General features: G+C 42.6%; 19 protein-coding genes and 1 pseudogene. 18 read left to right on the plus strand and 2 right to left on the minus strand.

The window, feature by feature from the left end; genetic code table 11:
- The first annotated feature begins 12 nt into the window (after window positions 1–12).
- The 10 genes from atpB (at window position 13) to IQ270_RS04485 (ending at window position 7,054) form a co-directional block, all read left to right on the plus strand.
- A complete protein-coding gene (atpB, locus tag IQ270_RS04440) occupies window positions 13–768 on the plus strand; it encodes a F0F1 ATP synthase subunit A (RefSeq protein WP_193972047.1) in 756 nt (251 codons plus the stop codon).
- A 144-nt stretch (window positions 769–912) separates the two neighbouring features.
- On the plus strand, window positions 913–1,158 hold the full coding sequence (gene atpE, locus IQ270_RS04445) for an ATP synthase F0 subunit C (protein WP_193972048.1): 246 nt from the start codon (window positions 913–915) through the stop codon (window positions 1,156–1,158).
- Window positions 1,159–1,185: 27 nt separating this feature from the next.
- Window positions 1,186–1,653 carry a F0F1 ATP synthase subunit B' gene (locus IQ270_RS04450; RefSeq protein WP_193972049.1) on the plus strand — a complete coding sequence of 156 codons (468 nt, stop codon included), beginning with the start codon at window positions 1,186–1,188 and terminating at the stop codon, window positions 1,651–1,653.
- Window positions 1,654–1,747: 94 nt separating this feature from the next.
- Window positions 1,748–2,275, plus strand: a complete 528-nt coding sequence (locus tag IQ270_RS04455; protein ID WP_193972050.1) for a F0F1 ATP synthase subunit B — start codon at window positions 1,748–1,750, stop codon at window positions 2,273–2,275.
- Between the two features lie 3 nt (window positions 2,276–2,278).
- A complete protein-coding gene (atpH, locus tag IQ270_RS04460; RefSeq protein WP_193972051.1) occupies window positions 2,279–2,824 on the plus strand; it encodes an ATP synthase F1 subunit delta in 546 nt (181 codons plus the stop codon).
- A gap of 184 nt (window positions 2,825–3,008) precedes the next feature.
- Window positions 3,009–4,526 (plus strand): F0F1 ATP synthase subunit alpha, encoded by a 1,518-nt coding sequence (gene atpA, locus IQ270_RS04465; protein ID WP_193972052.1) that lies wholly within the window; start codon window positions 3,009–3,011, stop codon window positions 4,524–4,526.
- A 388-nt stretch (window positions 4,527–4,914) separates the two neighbouring features.
- The gene (locus tag IQ270_RS04470; RefSeq protein ID WP_193972053.1) at window positions 4,915–5,865 is read left to right on the plus strand and encodes a F0F1 ATP synthase subunit gamma; all 951 of its coding nucleotides are present in this window, start codon (window positions 4,915–4,917) and stop codon (window positions 5,863–5,865) included.
- Between the two features lie 334 nt (window positions 5,866–6,199).
- On the plus strand, window positions 6,200–6,385 hold the full coding sequence (locus tag IQ270_RS04475; protein ID WP_193972054.1) for a copy number control protein: 186 nt from the start codon (window positions 6,200–6,202) through the stop codon (window positions 6,383–6,385).
- A gap of 74 nt (window positions 6,386–6,459) precedes the next feature.
- Window positions 6,460–6,663: a hypothetical protein gene (locus IQ270_RS04480; protein WP_190657376.1), complete on the plus strand. Its 204-nt coding sequence runs from the start codon at window positions 6,460–6,462 to the stop codon at window positions 6,661–6,663.
- Between the two features lie 16 nt (window positions 6,664–6,679).
- A complete protein-coding gene (locus IQ270_RS04485; protein WP_193972055.1) occupies window positions 6,680–7,054 on the plus strand; it encodes a hypothetical protein in 375 nt (124 codons plus the stop codon).
- Window positions 7,055–7,083: 29 nt separating this feature from the next.
- Here the strand turns inward: IQ270_RS04485 and IQ270_RS04490 are convergent.
- Together IQ270_RS04490 and IQ270_RS04495 are read right to left on the minus strand one after the other, a co-directional pair.
- Window positions 7,084–7,297 (minus strand): annotated as a pseudogene (locus IQ270_RS04490) (helix-turn-helix domain-containing protein).
- A 54-nt stretch (window positions 7,298–7,351) separates the two neighbouring features.
- Window positions 7,352–7,564 carry a helix-turn-helix domain-containing protein gene (locus tag IQ270_RS04495; RefSeq protein ID WP_190735550.1) on the minus strand — a complete coding sequence of 71 codons (213 nt, stop codon included), beginning with the start codon at window positions 7,562–7,564 and terminating at the stop codon, window positions 7,352–7,354.
- Window positions 7,565–7,691: 127 nt separating this feature from the next.
- On the opposite strand from IQ270_RS04495, the gene IQ270_RS04500 reads away from it, so the two are divergent.
- From IQ270_RS04500 to IQ270_RS04535, 8 genes are all read left to right on the plus strand, one after another.
- Entirely contained in the window at window positions 7,692–8,135 is a 444-nt protein-coding gene (locus IQ270_RS04500) for a hypothetical protein (RefSeq protein ID WP_193972056.1), read from the plus strand.
- Between the two features lie 509 nt (window positions 8,136–8,644).
- Entirely contained in the window at window positions 8,645–9,931 is a 1,287-nt protein-coding gene (locus tag IQ270_RS04505) for a phospholipase D family protein (protein ID WP_193972057.1), read from the plus strand.
- Between the two features lie 370 nt (window positions 9,932–10,301).
- Window positions 10,302–10,739 (plus strand): hypothetical protein, encoded by a 438-nt coding sequence (locus IQ270_RS04510; protein ID WP_193972058.1) that lies wholly within the window; start codon window positions 10,302–10,304, stop codon window positions 10,737–10,739.
- Between the two features lie 12 nt (window positions 10,740–10,751).
- Window positions 10,752–11,135 (plus strand): hypothetical protein, encoded by a 384-nt coding sequence (locus IQ270_RS04515; protein ID WP_193972059.1) that lies wholly within the window; start codon window positions 10,752–10,754, stop codon window positions 11,133–11,135.
- Window positions 11,136–11,316: 181 nt separating this feature from the next.
- A complete protein-coding gene (locus IQ270_RS04520; protein ID WP_193972060.1) occupies window positions 11,317–11,814 on the plus strand; it encodes a DUF29 domain-containing protein in 498 nt (165 codons plus the stop codon).
- Between the two features lie 75 nt (window positions 11,815–11,889).
- Complete coding sequence (locus tag IQ270_RS04525) at window positions 11,890–12,429, plus strand: Uma2 family endonuclease (protein ID WP_193972061.1); 540 nt, start codon at window positions 11,890–11,892, stop codon at window positions 12,427–12,429.
- Between the two features lie 290 nt (window positions 12,430–12,719).
- Window positions 12,720–13,901: a YcjF family protein gene (locus IQ270_RS04530; RefSeq protein ID WP_193972062.1), complete on the plus strand. Its 1,182-nt coding sequence runs from the start codon at window positions 12,720–12,722 to the stop codon at window positions 13,899–13,901.
- 105 nt (window positions 13,902–14,006) lie between these two features.
- Window positions 14,007–14,546, plus strand: a complete 540-nt coding sequence (locus IQ270_RS04535; RefSeq protein ID WP_193972063.1) for a Uma2 family endonuclease — start codon at window positions 14,007–14,009, stop codon at window positions 14,544–14,546.
- Window positions 14,547–14,673: the final 127 nt, after the last annotated feature.

A 14,673-nucleotide genomic window follows, 5' to 3' on the forward strand; every position in this document is an offset into this window, starting at 1 on the left:
AACTTCTTGTGAATGGAAATGCTAAATGTCTTAAATGCCTTTAATGCTTTTCCCCTCGCTGAGTTAGAAGTTGGTAAGCATTTCTACTGGCACATCGGCAGTCTCAAAGTTCACGGACAGGTATTCATTACCTCCTGGATTGTGATTGCTCTCCTGGTAACAGCATCCCTGTTGGCAACTCGCAATATGCAGAGAATTCCACGCGGAATGCAAAACTTCATGGAGTATGCCTTAGAATTCATTCGAGACTTGGCTAGAAATCAACTTGGCGAGAAAGAGTACCGTCCCTGGCTGCCATTTATTGGCACTTTGTTCCTGTTTATTTTTGTATCCAATTGGTCTGGGGCCTTAGTTCCTTGGAAACTAATTAAGTTGCCAGAAGGCGAACTAGCTTCTCCGACTAACGACATCAACACGACGGTAGCACTTGCTTTGCTGACTTCTCTGGCATATTTTTATGCGGGTTTCAGCAGGCGGGGTTTGGGTTACTTTAAAAAGTACATCGAACCAACCCCCATTTTGTTGCCGATCGCGATTTTGGAAGATTTCACCAAGCCTCTTTCCCTAAGCTTCCGTTTATTTGGTAACATTTTAGCGGATGAATTAGTGGTAGCGGTTCTGGTGCTATTAGTTCCCCTGTTCGTACCTCTGCCCGTAATGATGTTGGGTCTGTTTACCAGTGCGATTCAAGCCTTGGTATTTGCCACCTTGGCAGGAGCTTACATTCACGAAGCACTGGAAGGACACGGCGACGAACATCACGATTAACTCCCCTGAATTGGCGAACGGTTAATAGCAATATCTCAGAAGTCACGAGTCCAATGAATGACTGATGACTAATGACTAATGACTAATTGCCAACTATCGAATATCTGTCTTTCATTTTGTACACTAAGGTTAAGGAAATTTATCATGAATCCGACAATTGCTGCTGCTTCTGTTATCGCCGCCGGTCTAGCTATTGGTTTGGGCGCGATTGGACCTGGTATCGGTCAAGGTAATGCAGCCGGTCAAGCAGTAGAAGGTATTGCCCGCCAGCCGGAAGCAGAAGGCAAAATTCGCGGTACTCTCCTGCTGAGCTTAGCATTCATGGAATCCCTGACCATCTACGGTCTGGTTATTGCATTGGTGTTGCTGTTTGCTAATCCTTTCGCTTAATACTGAAGGACTGCAAAAAAGGGGCGGATGTCTTTCCGCCCCAAAAACAAGGAGGAACTAAAAGTGTTTGATTTTGATGCAACTTTGCCTTTGATGGCATTGCAGTTCCTAGTTTTGACGGTAATTCTGAATGCGGTTTTCTATAAGCCCATGACTAAGATGCTGGACGAGCGGGACGAATACATTCGTACCACTCAAGTTTCAGCTAAGGAACGCTTGGTGAAATCCCAGAAATTAGCGCAGGAATACCAACAAAAACTGGGAGAAACTCGCAAACAGTCTCAAGCCGTAATTGCTGCGGCTCAAGCAGATGCCAAAAAAATCGCGTCGGAAAAAGTAGCTGATGCTCAAAAAGAAGCTCAAGCGGCACGAGAAAAGGCAGGCTCTGAGATAGAGCAGCAAAAACAAGAGGCAATGCGCTCGCTAGAACAAGAGGTAGATACCCTGAGCCGACAAATTCTGGAAAAGCTATTAGGCACAGCATTGGTCAAATAGCTCGATCGAACAGTTTTAATTTTTGGGTAATTTTAAAAAGCTCAAATCTAAAATCGGTTCGTCCAACCTGCACGCGCAATTATGGAAGAGTATCATGGGGACTGTTTTATTGCTAGCCACAGAAGCTAGCGCAGAAGGTGGTTTCGGTTTAAATTTCGATATTTTAGAAACCAACCTGATTAACCTGAGCATTGTTATTGGATTGCTGTTTTACTTCGGGCGCGGCGTTTTGGGAAATATTCTCACCGAAAGACGCAGTGCGATCGAAGAAGCGATTAAAGAAGCAGAAACGCGCCAAAAAGATGCAGCAGCAGCTTTAGCAGAACAACAGCAAAAGTTGACTCAGGCTCAAGCAGAAGCGGAACGGATTCGAGCCGCTGCACAAGAAAATGCGATCGCAGCCAAAGAAGTAATTCTAGCTCAAGCGGCGCAGGACGTTGAACGCATGAAAGCAACAGCAGGTCAAGAGCTGGACGCAGAGCGAGAAAAAGCGATCGCTCAACTCAGAGCAAGAGTTGCTTCAATGGCATTAGAAAGGGTGGAAAGCCAGTTAAAAAATAGCTTGGACGAGAGCGCTCAAAACCAATTAATCGATCGCAGCATTGCGTTACTCGGAGGCTAAAACGTGAGTACAGTCAGCACAGAAGTCTTGCAGCCTTACGCATCTGCCTTGATGTCACTGGCTCAGTCCAGCAATCTCTCAGAGAAGTTCGGCGAAGACATTCGTTCTTTACTTGACCTGCTACAAAATTCGGAAGATTTGCGTCAATTTTTAGCCAATCCGCTGGTAAAATCGGATGCTAAAAAAACCGTAATTAAGCAAATAGCGGGTGAAGAAATGAACCCCTTGATGTACAACTTTCTGAATCTTTTAGTAGACAAAGGAAGGATTCTTTTTTTAGAAGGAATTGGTCAACAATACTTGGCCAAACTCCGAGAACTAAACCAAACAGTATTGGGTGAAGTTACATCTGCAGTCCCGCTTTCAGATGCTCAATTGCAGAGTGTTCGTGAGAAAGTGCAGGCGATGACCAGCGCTCGAAATGTAGAAATTGAAACCAAAATAGACCCAGATTTAATCGGTGGTGTGGTAATCAAAGTAGGCTCTCAAGTAATTGATGCCAGCCTGCGGGGACAATTGCGCCGTCTGGGAATTCGCTTGAGTTCCTGATTTAAGGAAGCAGGAAGCAGGAAGCAGGAAGCAGGAAGCAGGAAGCAGGAAGTATCAAAGAGGAAGCAGGAATAAGTGAATTTATGTTTTCGAGTTGTTAGTCCTAAATTCTTACTACCAAATCTCAATTCTTTCTTGCCGAAAACATCGAACGACAACTGACAACTGACACATAATAATTAACATGGCAGCAATCAGACCTGACGAAATTAGCAGCATTATTCGCCAGCAAATTGAGCAGTACGACCAAGATGTAAAAGTCTCTAACGTCGGTACAGTTCTGCAAGTAGGTGACGGTATTGCCCGGATTTATGGCTTGGATAAAGCCATGTCTGGCGAATTGCTAGAATTTGCCGACGGCACCGTGGGCATTGCACTAAACCTCGAACAAGATAACGTCGGTGCAGTGTTGATGGGACAAGGCCTCGGCATTCAAGAAGGTTCGGCAGTTACTGCTACTGGCAGAATTGCCGAAGTCCCGGTTGGTGAAGCAATGTTGGGCCGGGTAGTAGATGCTTTGGCGCGTCCGATTGACGGCAAAGGCGATATTAAAACTACTGAATCTCGCTTGATTGAGTCTCCGGCACCTGGTATCGTTTCTCGCCGATCGGTTTACGAACCGATGCAAACAGGAATTACTGCTATTGATGCGATGATTCCTGTGGGAAGAGGACAGCGGGAACTGATTATCGGCGACCGTCAAACTGGTAAAACTGCGGTAGCTATCGATACGATCATCAACCAAAAATCGGAAGATGTAATTTGCGTTTACGTGGCGATCGGTCAAAAAGCTTCTACAGTAGCTAACATCGTCAACGTCCTGCAAGAAAAGGGCGCAATGGACTACACGATCGTTGTAGCAGCTAACGCTAGCGACCCCGCCACACTGCAATATTTGGCTCCCTACACCGGTGCCAGCTTGGCCGAGTATTTCATGTACAAAGGCAAGCACACTTTGATCGTTTACGATGACCTTTCAAAACAAGCACAAGCCTACCGCCAAATGTCGCTGTTGCTGCGCCGTCCTCCCGGTCGCGAAGCTTATCCCGGAGACGTGTTTTACCTGCACTCTCGCTTGCTAGAACGCGCTGCTAAATTGAGCGACGATTTGGGCGAAGGCAGCATGACTGCTTTGCCAATTATCGAAACCCAAGCTGGGGACGTTTCTGCTTACATTCCTACTAACGTAATTTCGATTACCGACGGTCAAATCTTCCTTTCTTCCGACTTGTTCAACGCAGGTTTGCGTCCGGCAGTAAACCCAGGTATTTCAGTATCGCGGGTAGGTTCGGCGGCTCAAACAAAGGCGATGAAAAAAGTAGCTGGTAAAGTGAAATTGGAATTGGCACAGTTTGAAGAATTGGCAGCATTCTCTCAATTTGCTTCTGACTTGGATAAATCTACTCAAAACCAATTGGCCCGGGGTCAGCGGTTGCGCGAACTGTTGAAACAACCGCAAAATTCACCGCTGCCGATGAACGAACAAGTAGCTGTGATTTATGCAGGTATTAACGGCTACATGGATGACATTCCTGTGGAAAAAGTCACCAAGTTTACCGTCGGTTTGCGGGATTATTTGCGGACTAGCAAGCCGAAGTACGGCGAAATAGTTCAAGGCGGAAAAGCTTTGACTGATGAAGCTGAGAAGCTGCTGAAAGAAGGCATCGCAGAATACAAGCAAAGTTTCTTAGTTTCTGCGTAATTAGTCATCAGTCATTAGTCATTGGTCATTAGTTACGTCGCAGATCCCCCCTAGCCCCCCCCTTAATAAGGGGGGGACAAAAGTATTCAAAGTCTCCCGACTATCAGGGAGAGACTGGAAGCATTTAAAGTCCCCCTTAATAAGGGGGGGACAAGAGTATTCAAAGTCTCCCGACTATCAGGGAGAGACTAGAAACACTCAAAGTCCCCCTTGCTTTCGGGGGATGCGAGGGGGATCGAGACTTTGAGAAAAACGATAGAGACATCTGGTTTCAGTCTGAAAATTGATACCAATAGAAAAGGCCGTGTCTCTACCGCAGCTAAATTTAAAAACTGATGGCTGGGAACTAAGAACTCAGAAATAAAAGCTAAGGAAAAAGGAGAAAGTTATGGCAAATCTGAAAACTATTCGCGATCGCATTAAGTCGGTCAAGAACACTAAAAAGATTACAGAAGCAATGCGTTTGGTGGCTGCTGCTAAGGTGCGGCGCGCTCAAGAACAGGTGACTGCTACTCGGCCTTTTGCCGATCGCCTCGCAGAGGTATTGTACGGTTTGGCGGAACGCTTGCAGTTTGAAAGCCAGGATTTACCGCTGCTGAAAAAACGCGAAGTTAGGACAGTGGGACTTTTGGTAGTTTCGGGCGATCGGGGTTTGTGCGGCGGCTACAACGCCAACATCATCAGATACGCCGAAAATCGCGCTAAGGAAATCAAAGCTGAAGGCTTAGACTACAAATTCGTGTTGGTAGGACGCAAAGCTACTCAGTATTTCCAGCGCCGCGAACAGCCGATCAATGCTACTTACGCTAACTTGGAACAAATTCCGACTGCACCGGAAGCTGCACAAATAGCTGACGAACTGCTGTCTTTGTTTCTGTCGGGAACTGTGGACAGAGTTGAACTAATTTACACCAAGTTTGTGTCGCTAATTAGTTCGCGTCCGGTAATTCAAACCTTACTACCCCTCGACCCCCAAGGTTTGGAAACTCCCGATGATGAAATCTTCCGCTTGACAACAAAAGGCGGACAGTTTCAAGTGTCGCGGGAAAAGGTTTCTGCACCTACGAAGAGTTTGCCCAAGGACATGATTTTCGAGCAAGATCCGGCGCAAATTCTGGAGGCACTGTTGCCTTTGTATTTGAACAACCAATTGCTGCGGGCTTTGCAAGAGTCTGCTGCGAGCGAGTTGGCTGCGCGGATGACGGCGATGAACAATGCTAGTGAGAATGCTAGCGATTTGATTGGTAGTTTGACGCTGACTTATAACAAGGCGCGGCAAGCGGCAATTACTCAGGAAATCCTGGAAGTTTGCGGCGGCGCTGAGGCTTTGAACGGTTAGGTTGAGCTTGACAATTTGTAGATTTTATGCTATGCGTCTGGGGGAACTCAGGCGCTTTTTTTATTTATAAACTTGTTAAAATTGACCACCATGTACTAACAAAGCCAAACTCAAGATTTTTTGCAGAAACCGGGTTTATGAGCGTAAATCATACCTAAATGACTTAAATTAACGCTACAGAGCGTTTTTCGCGGAAAACGGCATTTATTGCACTCTTGCATTAGTATGCACTAAGGCATATTGTTAAAACAATGCACCTGTATGCAAAAAGCTGGTTTTTAGGCAAACTACATAAAAATGTCACAATGTATATGTTGTAAAGCCTTGAGCCTGTATGGATGAAAACAAGACTGTGGCTATTAGAGTACAAATGCCGCCGGAATTGCGGAACCGATTTAAGTCGGCTGTTGCTAGGGACGGTAAAAATATGAGGGATGTTTTGCTGGAATTTATGGAGCAATATGTCATGAAGGCTGAGCAACCAAAAATAGAAGCAAGTCAAAACCAAAACAACACATAGCTGCTGTGTGCAGTGGTGGAGCGATCGCATACAGGACAAGACATTTAGTTTTTAAACTGTAAGGGAAGTCTGAAGTGAGGAGCGATCGCGTACCGAATCCAAAGCCAGAAAACGTACACCATGTTACAGATCCCGAACTCTGTGAAAAGATGGGCGAAAAATACCACTGGCGGTTAAAAGAAATCCGAGTGACTCGTAACACCCCCCCTGATGTGGCTTGCGTGTTTGACGGGGAACAAACCTCGTTTCAGGATATGTGGCAAGATTACCAAGATTAAAGGAAAGGGAGGAAAAATGGCAAAAAAAATCTGGATTGTCTACAAAACCGAAAGCATGAGTGCTCCCGGCTGGGAACAACGTCAGCTTATGCCGAGGGGCGGTCTCACTAATATACTTTGGGAAAATTGGACTTGGGAAGAAAACCCAGAAATTCCTCAAGTAGGGGACAAAACTCGCGATTATGAAAATCTATCTGACCCCGGTAATGGAGTCACCCACGGGAAAGATGGAGATTGGGTAGTTACTCGCGTTCAGCAGTTTTCTGATTTGGATACTGAGGAGCGAATTTTGGTGTGTTACTGTTCTTACCAACCTGTTACATCTGATTGGGAAGCGCTACAACGGGGTGAGTCTGTCAATCAGATGCTAGCAACTGTCGAGCAATATTGACTGGATAATTAGTTCGTAAAAGCGATCGACTATTCCTGCACAATCTCATACAAATCTTCGATCGACAAATCAAAAGTCCTCGCTTTCCTTGTGCAAGGCTGTCACGTCAACAGTTGCTAATCCGGGCGATCGGGCATAGGTTCTGAGCGTACTGTAGACTACGCCCGATCGCTCTGAAACTTCTTTTAGAGTCCAGCCCTTTTCGGCAGCGAATTCTCGAACCCGCAATCTAATTAAACCCATTGACAAAAAACTAGATTTACTCTGGGATAAAATTTTATCGTAAAAAGCGATCGCTCACTCCTGCACAATTTCCACCAAGTCTTCAATCATTACATCAAAGGTGCGAGCCAATTTGTGTATAGAAATGAAATCAATAGTTGACACTCCCGGACAGCGGGCGTAGTGTCTGACGGTGCTGTAAATTACTCCCGATCGTTCTGAAACTTCTTTCAACGTCCAGCCTTTCTCGCTAGCTAGTTCTCTGACTTTTAACCTGACTAAACCCATACTTGACAAATGATGGTACACCATCATAGGATGGTTTTATCGTAAAAAGCGATCGCCCCAACGTCTGCAAAACTTAAAGACGATCGCCTGTTCAACTTAAATTCCCATCAAGTGGGATGTATCAACTATGTTAGCAAGCTTTCGACCAAAATCAACCCCCAGAAACAGATTGAGCCGGTTTGTGACAAAAGAGGCGATCGCGCGGCTGCTGAAAATCAAGGTAGAACAAATATATCGCTTCGAGTGCTGGGCGCATATCCTGTACGTGCACGCCCAAGGGATGAGTCGCTTCGTCAGTTATGCCGACTTTCCGCCTGTTTTGGGAGTGGAATCGCCATCGGGTTTAGACTTTGGTTACTGGAAGCGGCGGATGGCGAGTCAGAAACAGAGACACGCGCCGAATTTTTGGGTGGATTTCTATGCGGAGAAATTTCATAAAGCTGTTTGTGTTGCTGAATTGTTCGAGTGGGGGAAAATGGTGGGATTGATTAAATTGATGTTAAGTCGAATAGCTGTGGAGTCGCTGCGAAAGGTTTACGCACAAGAGAAATATCTGCTGGAACATTTTTAAATTTATGACTTACACACGGGTGATTAGAAACCGGGTTTTTTTGAGAAAATACTGCACGCCCAGCCTTTAACCAAGTGAAAAACCCGGTTTCTTTGCTGTGCGTAACTCCCATAAACTCCAGTCCCTTCCTGTAGGGGCGGTGGATGGTGCGTGCCCGCCCGCTAGGGTTCTGCCACAAATATTCAAAAAATTGGTTCGAGCTCAACAGCAACAGTTATAATTTCTCAATGTGCTTCCCTCTCTATCCCTCGTTAAGCCCATGAGTAACCTTTCAAACATCCAACCAGCAGAGGCGATCGCGGGAATTACAGGCTAAGTCCGCTCAGTCTGCGGTTATGCGTTTGGTGGGGTTCCCGCCGTCGGAGTCGAAGTAGGCTTTGACTAAGTTGGCTGATTATGTTTTTAGTCAATTTTATTAGGTGCGATCGCGCAGTTTTAGGGAAGATAATCAAATTGTGGTTTACATCTTGCCTAAAATGTTTTATATCAATTAATTGGAGTAATTTACAATGAGTGTTATTAGAAAATTTGTAATTTTGGAAGACCGTCAAAAAAGCTTGCAAACGACCATAGATTTTTTATTAAATTGTAAAGAATACTCTTGGGATAAAATTTATCTGTTTTCTGCTTTTGTTAGTGATTATGGGGTGGAAAAAGTAAAAAAAATTCTTCTACACCCTTATTTAAATGAAAATACGGAAGTTGTGATTGCGATCGGAAAAAAAGATAATTTTAATAACCCTAGTGATATTCAAAATTTATTGAAATTTATCAAAGAATCAACAAAGATTAAAGCTAAGCCTGTTCTTATCTGTCCCAAAAATAACTTTCATATCAAAGCCTATTGTTTTTTAGGTCGTCGTGACAATAGAGAAATAGGGTTTTCTATCATAGGGTCATCTAATCTAACCAAGGCAGGTCTTGAATGTGATGGAGAATTATGTATTAGTATCCATAACTTAAATTTAACAAAAACATTAATTGCTCGTTTGTCTAAGATATATATTGATTCTAATGAATATAATTTATGGGAAAAAATAATTAACGAGTACAAGAACAATCAATATAATTCATGGGGGGGAAAAATTAAGGAATTTGAAGAAAAAATTAATAACTATAATGAAGAGTCTCCTGAAAATCAAAATGAAGCTCCCCAACCTCTCGTTAAAGCAGAATCTAAGTATGTTCAAGATCAAGCACCGATAACCAGCACACCACAAGCTGGTAAATTCATTGAACTAGGTGTCTTGACTGATAGTGCTCTTATTGCCAAGGCAACTAATCTCGTTAATGGTAGGGAGAAGATAAATTGTTTTCACTCGTCACCCACAACTCTAGAGGAAGCGAAAGAGGATTTTCGCGAAGGTTCTTTATGCCTCTTATTTTCAACAGAAAACAAGATATTCCAAATTGTTAAAATCGTGTCTCATAGTTCCGATCAAGAAAATACACAAGGATGTTTTGTAAGATTTCAAGTAAATGTAACTTATGAGTCTGATGATATTTGTGAAATCCTTGAGAAAGAAGAGTATAAAGAGATAAAAATAGCTGAGAAAAAGTATGAGGAATATAGAGAAAGGAATGAATACCCTAAATTAGAGTATGCAACTCTAAATAAGTTTGAAAACGAAGTTATGAAAATGCTCAACGATCCGAATTACAAAAAAGGGCTAGAAAAAGGTAAGAAGAAGATGCAGAAGATGCAATTAGAAGAAATTGACGAACTATTAAAAATTAATGATATCGATTTAATAAAGAAAAAGCTAGAAAAACTCAAAGAATCCTATTCAATGTGACATCAATGTATTCTCAATGCCAACTTAATTTTACAATGGTTATGGGATAAAATCATCGTCTTTACCGCTCATAATAGTAATAGCAGGCTTCTTGCAAAAGTACCATTAATTGTCAGAAAATCAAAGATAATTTATTGTTTCAGAGTTTATACTTATCTTAAGTCTTTGCTAAAAGTTTAAGTAACTTCTTTGCTGGTAATCCCGTAAGATGGCAGATTGAAGGAACTAGAGATAGTGTTAGTATTAGGGTAATAGTAGAACCTGATGGGAGAGGAATCATTGTATTGACTAAGTGAGAAACCCGGTTCCTTTTCTCAAGTGACTTGGCTCATAATGTGCGATAATTCACCAAAATTTTAAATAACCAAAAATGGTGAATAACGGGACTAACCAAACCCCTAAGCAAAATTCGGCTAATTGTGGCAGTATTGATGAATCAGAAAGAGCTTTTGGTGCAGCAGAAAGAGCGATCGCTGAATTTCTGGAAAGAGAGGGCAAGAATGTTAAATCCTTGGTAGAAAAAACCGATGGAGGTAGAAATCCCGATGCTGAGGTAGATGGAAAACACACTGAATTCAAAAGTCTGGATGCCGGTGCTACAAGCGCGACAGTAAAAAATCAGATCAACAACTCGATTAGACGAGGCGGACAGGCTAGAGATATAATTATAGATGCTAGGGAATCTGGGTTGATAGAGGCTGAGGCTGAACGAGGTTTGCAGAGGGCGAAAAATATTACACGCGGAAAAATTGATAGCGTCCGAATTATTGGCGATCGCTATGACATCACTTTTACTGAGTTTCAATGAAGGAGGTTTTTTATGTCTCGCACACTAGATATTTTTGTAGACTTTCCCCAAGGACTCGAACATTTAATCAAAGAATTAGAGTTTATATTGGCTCTCAAGTTCGAGCTGATTTCTGATGGTACTGAAAACTGGTATGAATTTCACAACTCAACAATCACTCTTACTGTAGGAAAGCATGATTTTGAAAACGATCGAGATATCAAATTTGAAGAATACCCTTATAACCTATCAATCAGAGCGCTGAATATCTCGAATGAACTTGATAGGCAAAAGTGGCGTGATGATTTTGCTAGTTATGTTTTCCAAAAATTGAAAGCTACAGAAAGCTATCATTTAATGCTGGTGGATGACCTACAAGTGAAGTTAGAGGAGTTTGCGCCATTGGTGAAGGTTTGATCGAACATCATAATAGGCTTAGATGAAACAGGAAATTTAAAAGTAGTTTTCCATAGCTTTAAACAAACCGATCGCACTTTTTGCATAATTCGGCTCATTTTGGCCCGTAAAGCTAACTTCAGCGATAAATTATCGAATATGTTACACTTATGTCTAGAGAAGAGAAAGGGAGTCAAACAAAATGACAACTATTCAATCAATAACAACTGCAACAACATCCCTTTATGAACAGGATTTTAATCTATGGTTACAGGCAACTATCAACTTATTAAAAGAGGGAAAGTTTGCCGAAATAGATTTAGAGAACTTACTAGAAGAACTGGAAAGCATGGGGAGAGGCGATAAGAATGCTTTAAAAAGTAATTTGAGGGTACTTTTAATGCACTTGCTTAAGTATAAATATCAGCCAGAAAAACGTACAAATAGTTGGGTGTACACCATTCGCGAACATCGTCAACGCATCCGAGATACATTCAAAACCAGTCCGAGTTTATATCGCTTTTTTGAAGATATTTTTAATGAATCTTATCAAGATGCTAGGGAATTAGCCGCCGATGAAACAGGTTTATCTATTGCGATATTTCCCCCAGAGTCTCCTTTTACTGGAGAAGAAGTTCTTAATCCTGATTTTTTACCGCCTGAGTGCGATCAATCTGAAAATCCTGAAAATATTGAATAATTGAATCAGATATCCTTCTCTGTACCGATCGCTCATAATAGTAACAAGTGAATATGCAAAAGCGAGGAAATGACTATGGTCACTGCTACTGCTGTACAGGATAATTTTACTGTAGAAGAGTTCATCATCAAGCCGCCCGACAACATGGAATTGGTAGACGGCCAACTTGTGGAGAAAAATGGCATGACACTAAAGACGGGTAAAATTCAGTCAAGGCTAAGTCGTTACTGGGGAGACTACAAAGATTCCAGCGGACAAGGAGGAGAAGCTTATGTCGAAGTTCCTTGTCGCACTAACCAACAAATTCGCCGCCCCGATGTCGCTTATCTCACACCCGAATTAGTTGCACAATTTGGCAATCTTGCCACTTTACCCCAAAGCTTTCCCTTAATTGCCGAAATAGTTTCACCCACCGATATTGCTGAAGATATCTTTCTCAAAGCACAGGAATATTTAGCATCTAGCTGTCAGGAAGTTTGGCTAGTTTTTCCAGAAAGTTGTTTGATATTCGTGATGACTCAAAATCAAATATTGACATTTAGATCCGGCGATACTGCTAGCACTCAACAAATCTTGCTCGGTTTTAGCATTGAGGTCGATCGACTGTTAGCTTAAACTAATACCAATTTATCAAAGTTTTGCAAAAATAATCGGTGTTCAGTTTGCTTCCACAAAGACTGTCCGCACCGGTGCGTCGCTGGGAGATTATCGCTTTTTTTGAGGATTGTAGATAGCGACGCACCCTACGGCTGAAATCAAATTGCTACAATATCCTTGAGACTCCCCCAGTCTCGCGTTGCGCGGACTTCGTTTGTGTGCCCGTAAACTCCCCGAATTCGATTCGGTGGGCTTAAAATTAAAAATGAATGCTTAATTCTTAATATCCCACCATTCTATAAACCGCCATGTCAGAAGACTTTTCCCTAGACGAGCTTTTAATCAACAGCTACGAAGCCTTCAAAGATGCAGAAAACCAAGTGGGACAGTGCAATGTTTTAGTCATCGGTAAAACAGGCGTAGGCAAAAGTACCCTGATTAATGCTGTTTTTCGCCAGCGCTTAGCAGAAACTGGAGTCGGCCGCCCCGTCACTCAAGGCATTCGTCAATATACTAAACCGAATTGCCCGATCGCAGTTTACGACACTCCGGGACTCGAACTCAACGCCGAACAAATTAAAATCATTCAATTAAACGTTGCTAAATTAATTGAAGACCAAAGACTCCTGCACCCCAAAGAACACATTCACGTCATTTGGTACTGCATCAATCACAGCGCTAATAGAATAGAATCTGTGGAAGAAAACTGGCTAAAAGAAATGGAAGTCAAAGATGTACCAGTGATTTTAGTTCTGACTCAAACTACATCGAAAAAGCCCAGCGAGTTTTTCAAGCAACTGGAACATATGAATTTGCCAGTCAGTCAAATCATCCCGGTGATGGCAGAACCGGAAGAAATTGATGAGAATTATACAGTAAAAGCTCACGGTTTAGAAAAATTAGTAGATGCAACTTTTCAACTGCTGCCTGCAGTAGCTCAAAAAGCTTTTGTGAAAGAACAAATTGCAAATATTGCGCTCAAATCGGACATGGCATTTAAGTATGTAACTGGTTATGTTGCCGGTTCTGCGATTGTCGGTGCGACTCCTGTACCGTTTGCCGATGCGCCGATTTTGATGACGATGCAAACGGCAATGATTGCGAATATTACTGTGATTTTTGGAATGCCTTTTGATAAGGGATTTATTTCGGCGATGCTGTCTGCGATTAGCGGTGCTGGCGGGGTTACTGCTGTTGGTAGAAGTATTGTGACTAATTTGATTAAAATGATTCCCGGTGCTGGTACTGTTGTCGGCGGAGCTATTTCCGGTGCAACGGCGGCAACTCTGACGCTGGCCCTCGGTTTGGCTTACATTGAAGTGCTTAAAACTTATACGAAAGCTCAAATTAATGGGGAACAAATTTCTTTGCAGCAGTTGATGAAAATGTTTGTGGATTTGTACAAGGATTATGCTAGTTCGGGACGCAAAACTTTGAGGGATGACAAGCAGAATCAACCGAAGCCTCCCAATCAAATTAATATTGAGTAAATTGGGTATTGGTAGGATATATAGGTTTTCCGCAAGTCCAGTCAGTGAAGATATCGCAAAAAGCACTACAATATCAGTGAATTCTGCAACAGGGAGTAAATAATTATGGTAATGGTAGCCGTTTTATCAGAAAATGTTTCTCTAGAAGACTTTATAGCTAATCCCCCGGACGATATGGAATGGGTGGACGGGCAAATCGCGGAGAAAAATGGCATGACAGTAAAACACAGTAGAATCCAATCTAGACTGGATTTTTCTTGGAGAAGTTACAAGGTATCTAGCGGACAAGGTGGCGAAGTCTATACGGAAGTTCCTTGTCGCACTGACAGGCGAGTGCGTCGCCCTGATGTTGCTTATTTGACGGCTGAACTTGTTGCTGAATATGGCGATGTTCCTACTTTTCCTCAAAGTCCGCTGTTGGTTGCGGAAATTGTTTCTCCTACTGATATTGCGGAAGATGTTTTTCTGAAAGCACAAGAGTATTTAGATTCTGGTTGTTTGGAAGTTTGGATTGTTTTTCCTGAGAGTCGCTGGATAATGATTGTGATTCAATCTCAAAAGTTAGCTTTTAACTTGGGTTCTACAATCAGCACTCAGTTAGTTCTACCGGGTTTTAGTGTTGCTGTTGATGAGTTGTTGGGTTGATGGCAAATATTGGTTAATTAGTTATATTTAACTGCTTTCTGGCAGAGTTCGCCCGTGCTGTTTGCGATTGTTTGTGAAAAAATGCTTGACAAAATGCCGTAGCTTGCGGGGCTGGACGCGATCGCAC

It is taken from the genome of Microcoleus sp. LEGE 07076 (genome assembly GCF_015207455.1).
In the GTDB taxonomy this organism is placed as follows: domain Bacteria; phylum Cyanobacteriota; class Cyanobacteriia; order Cyanobacteriales; family Microcoleaceae; genus Microcoleus.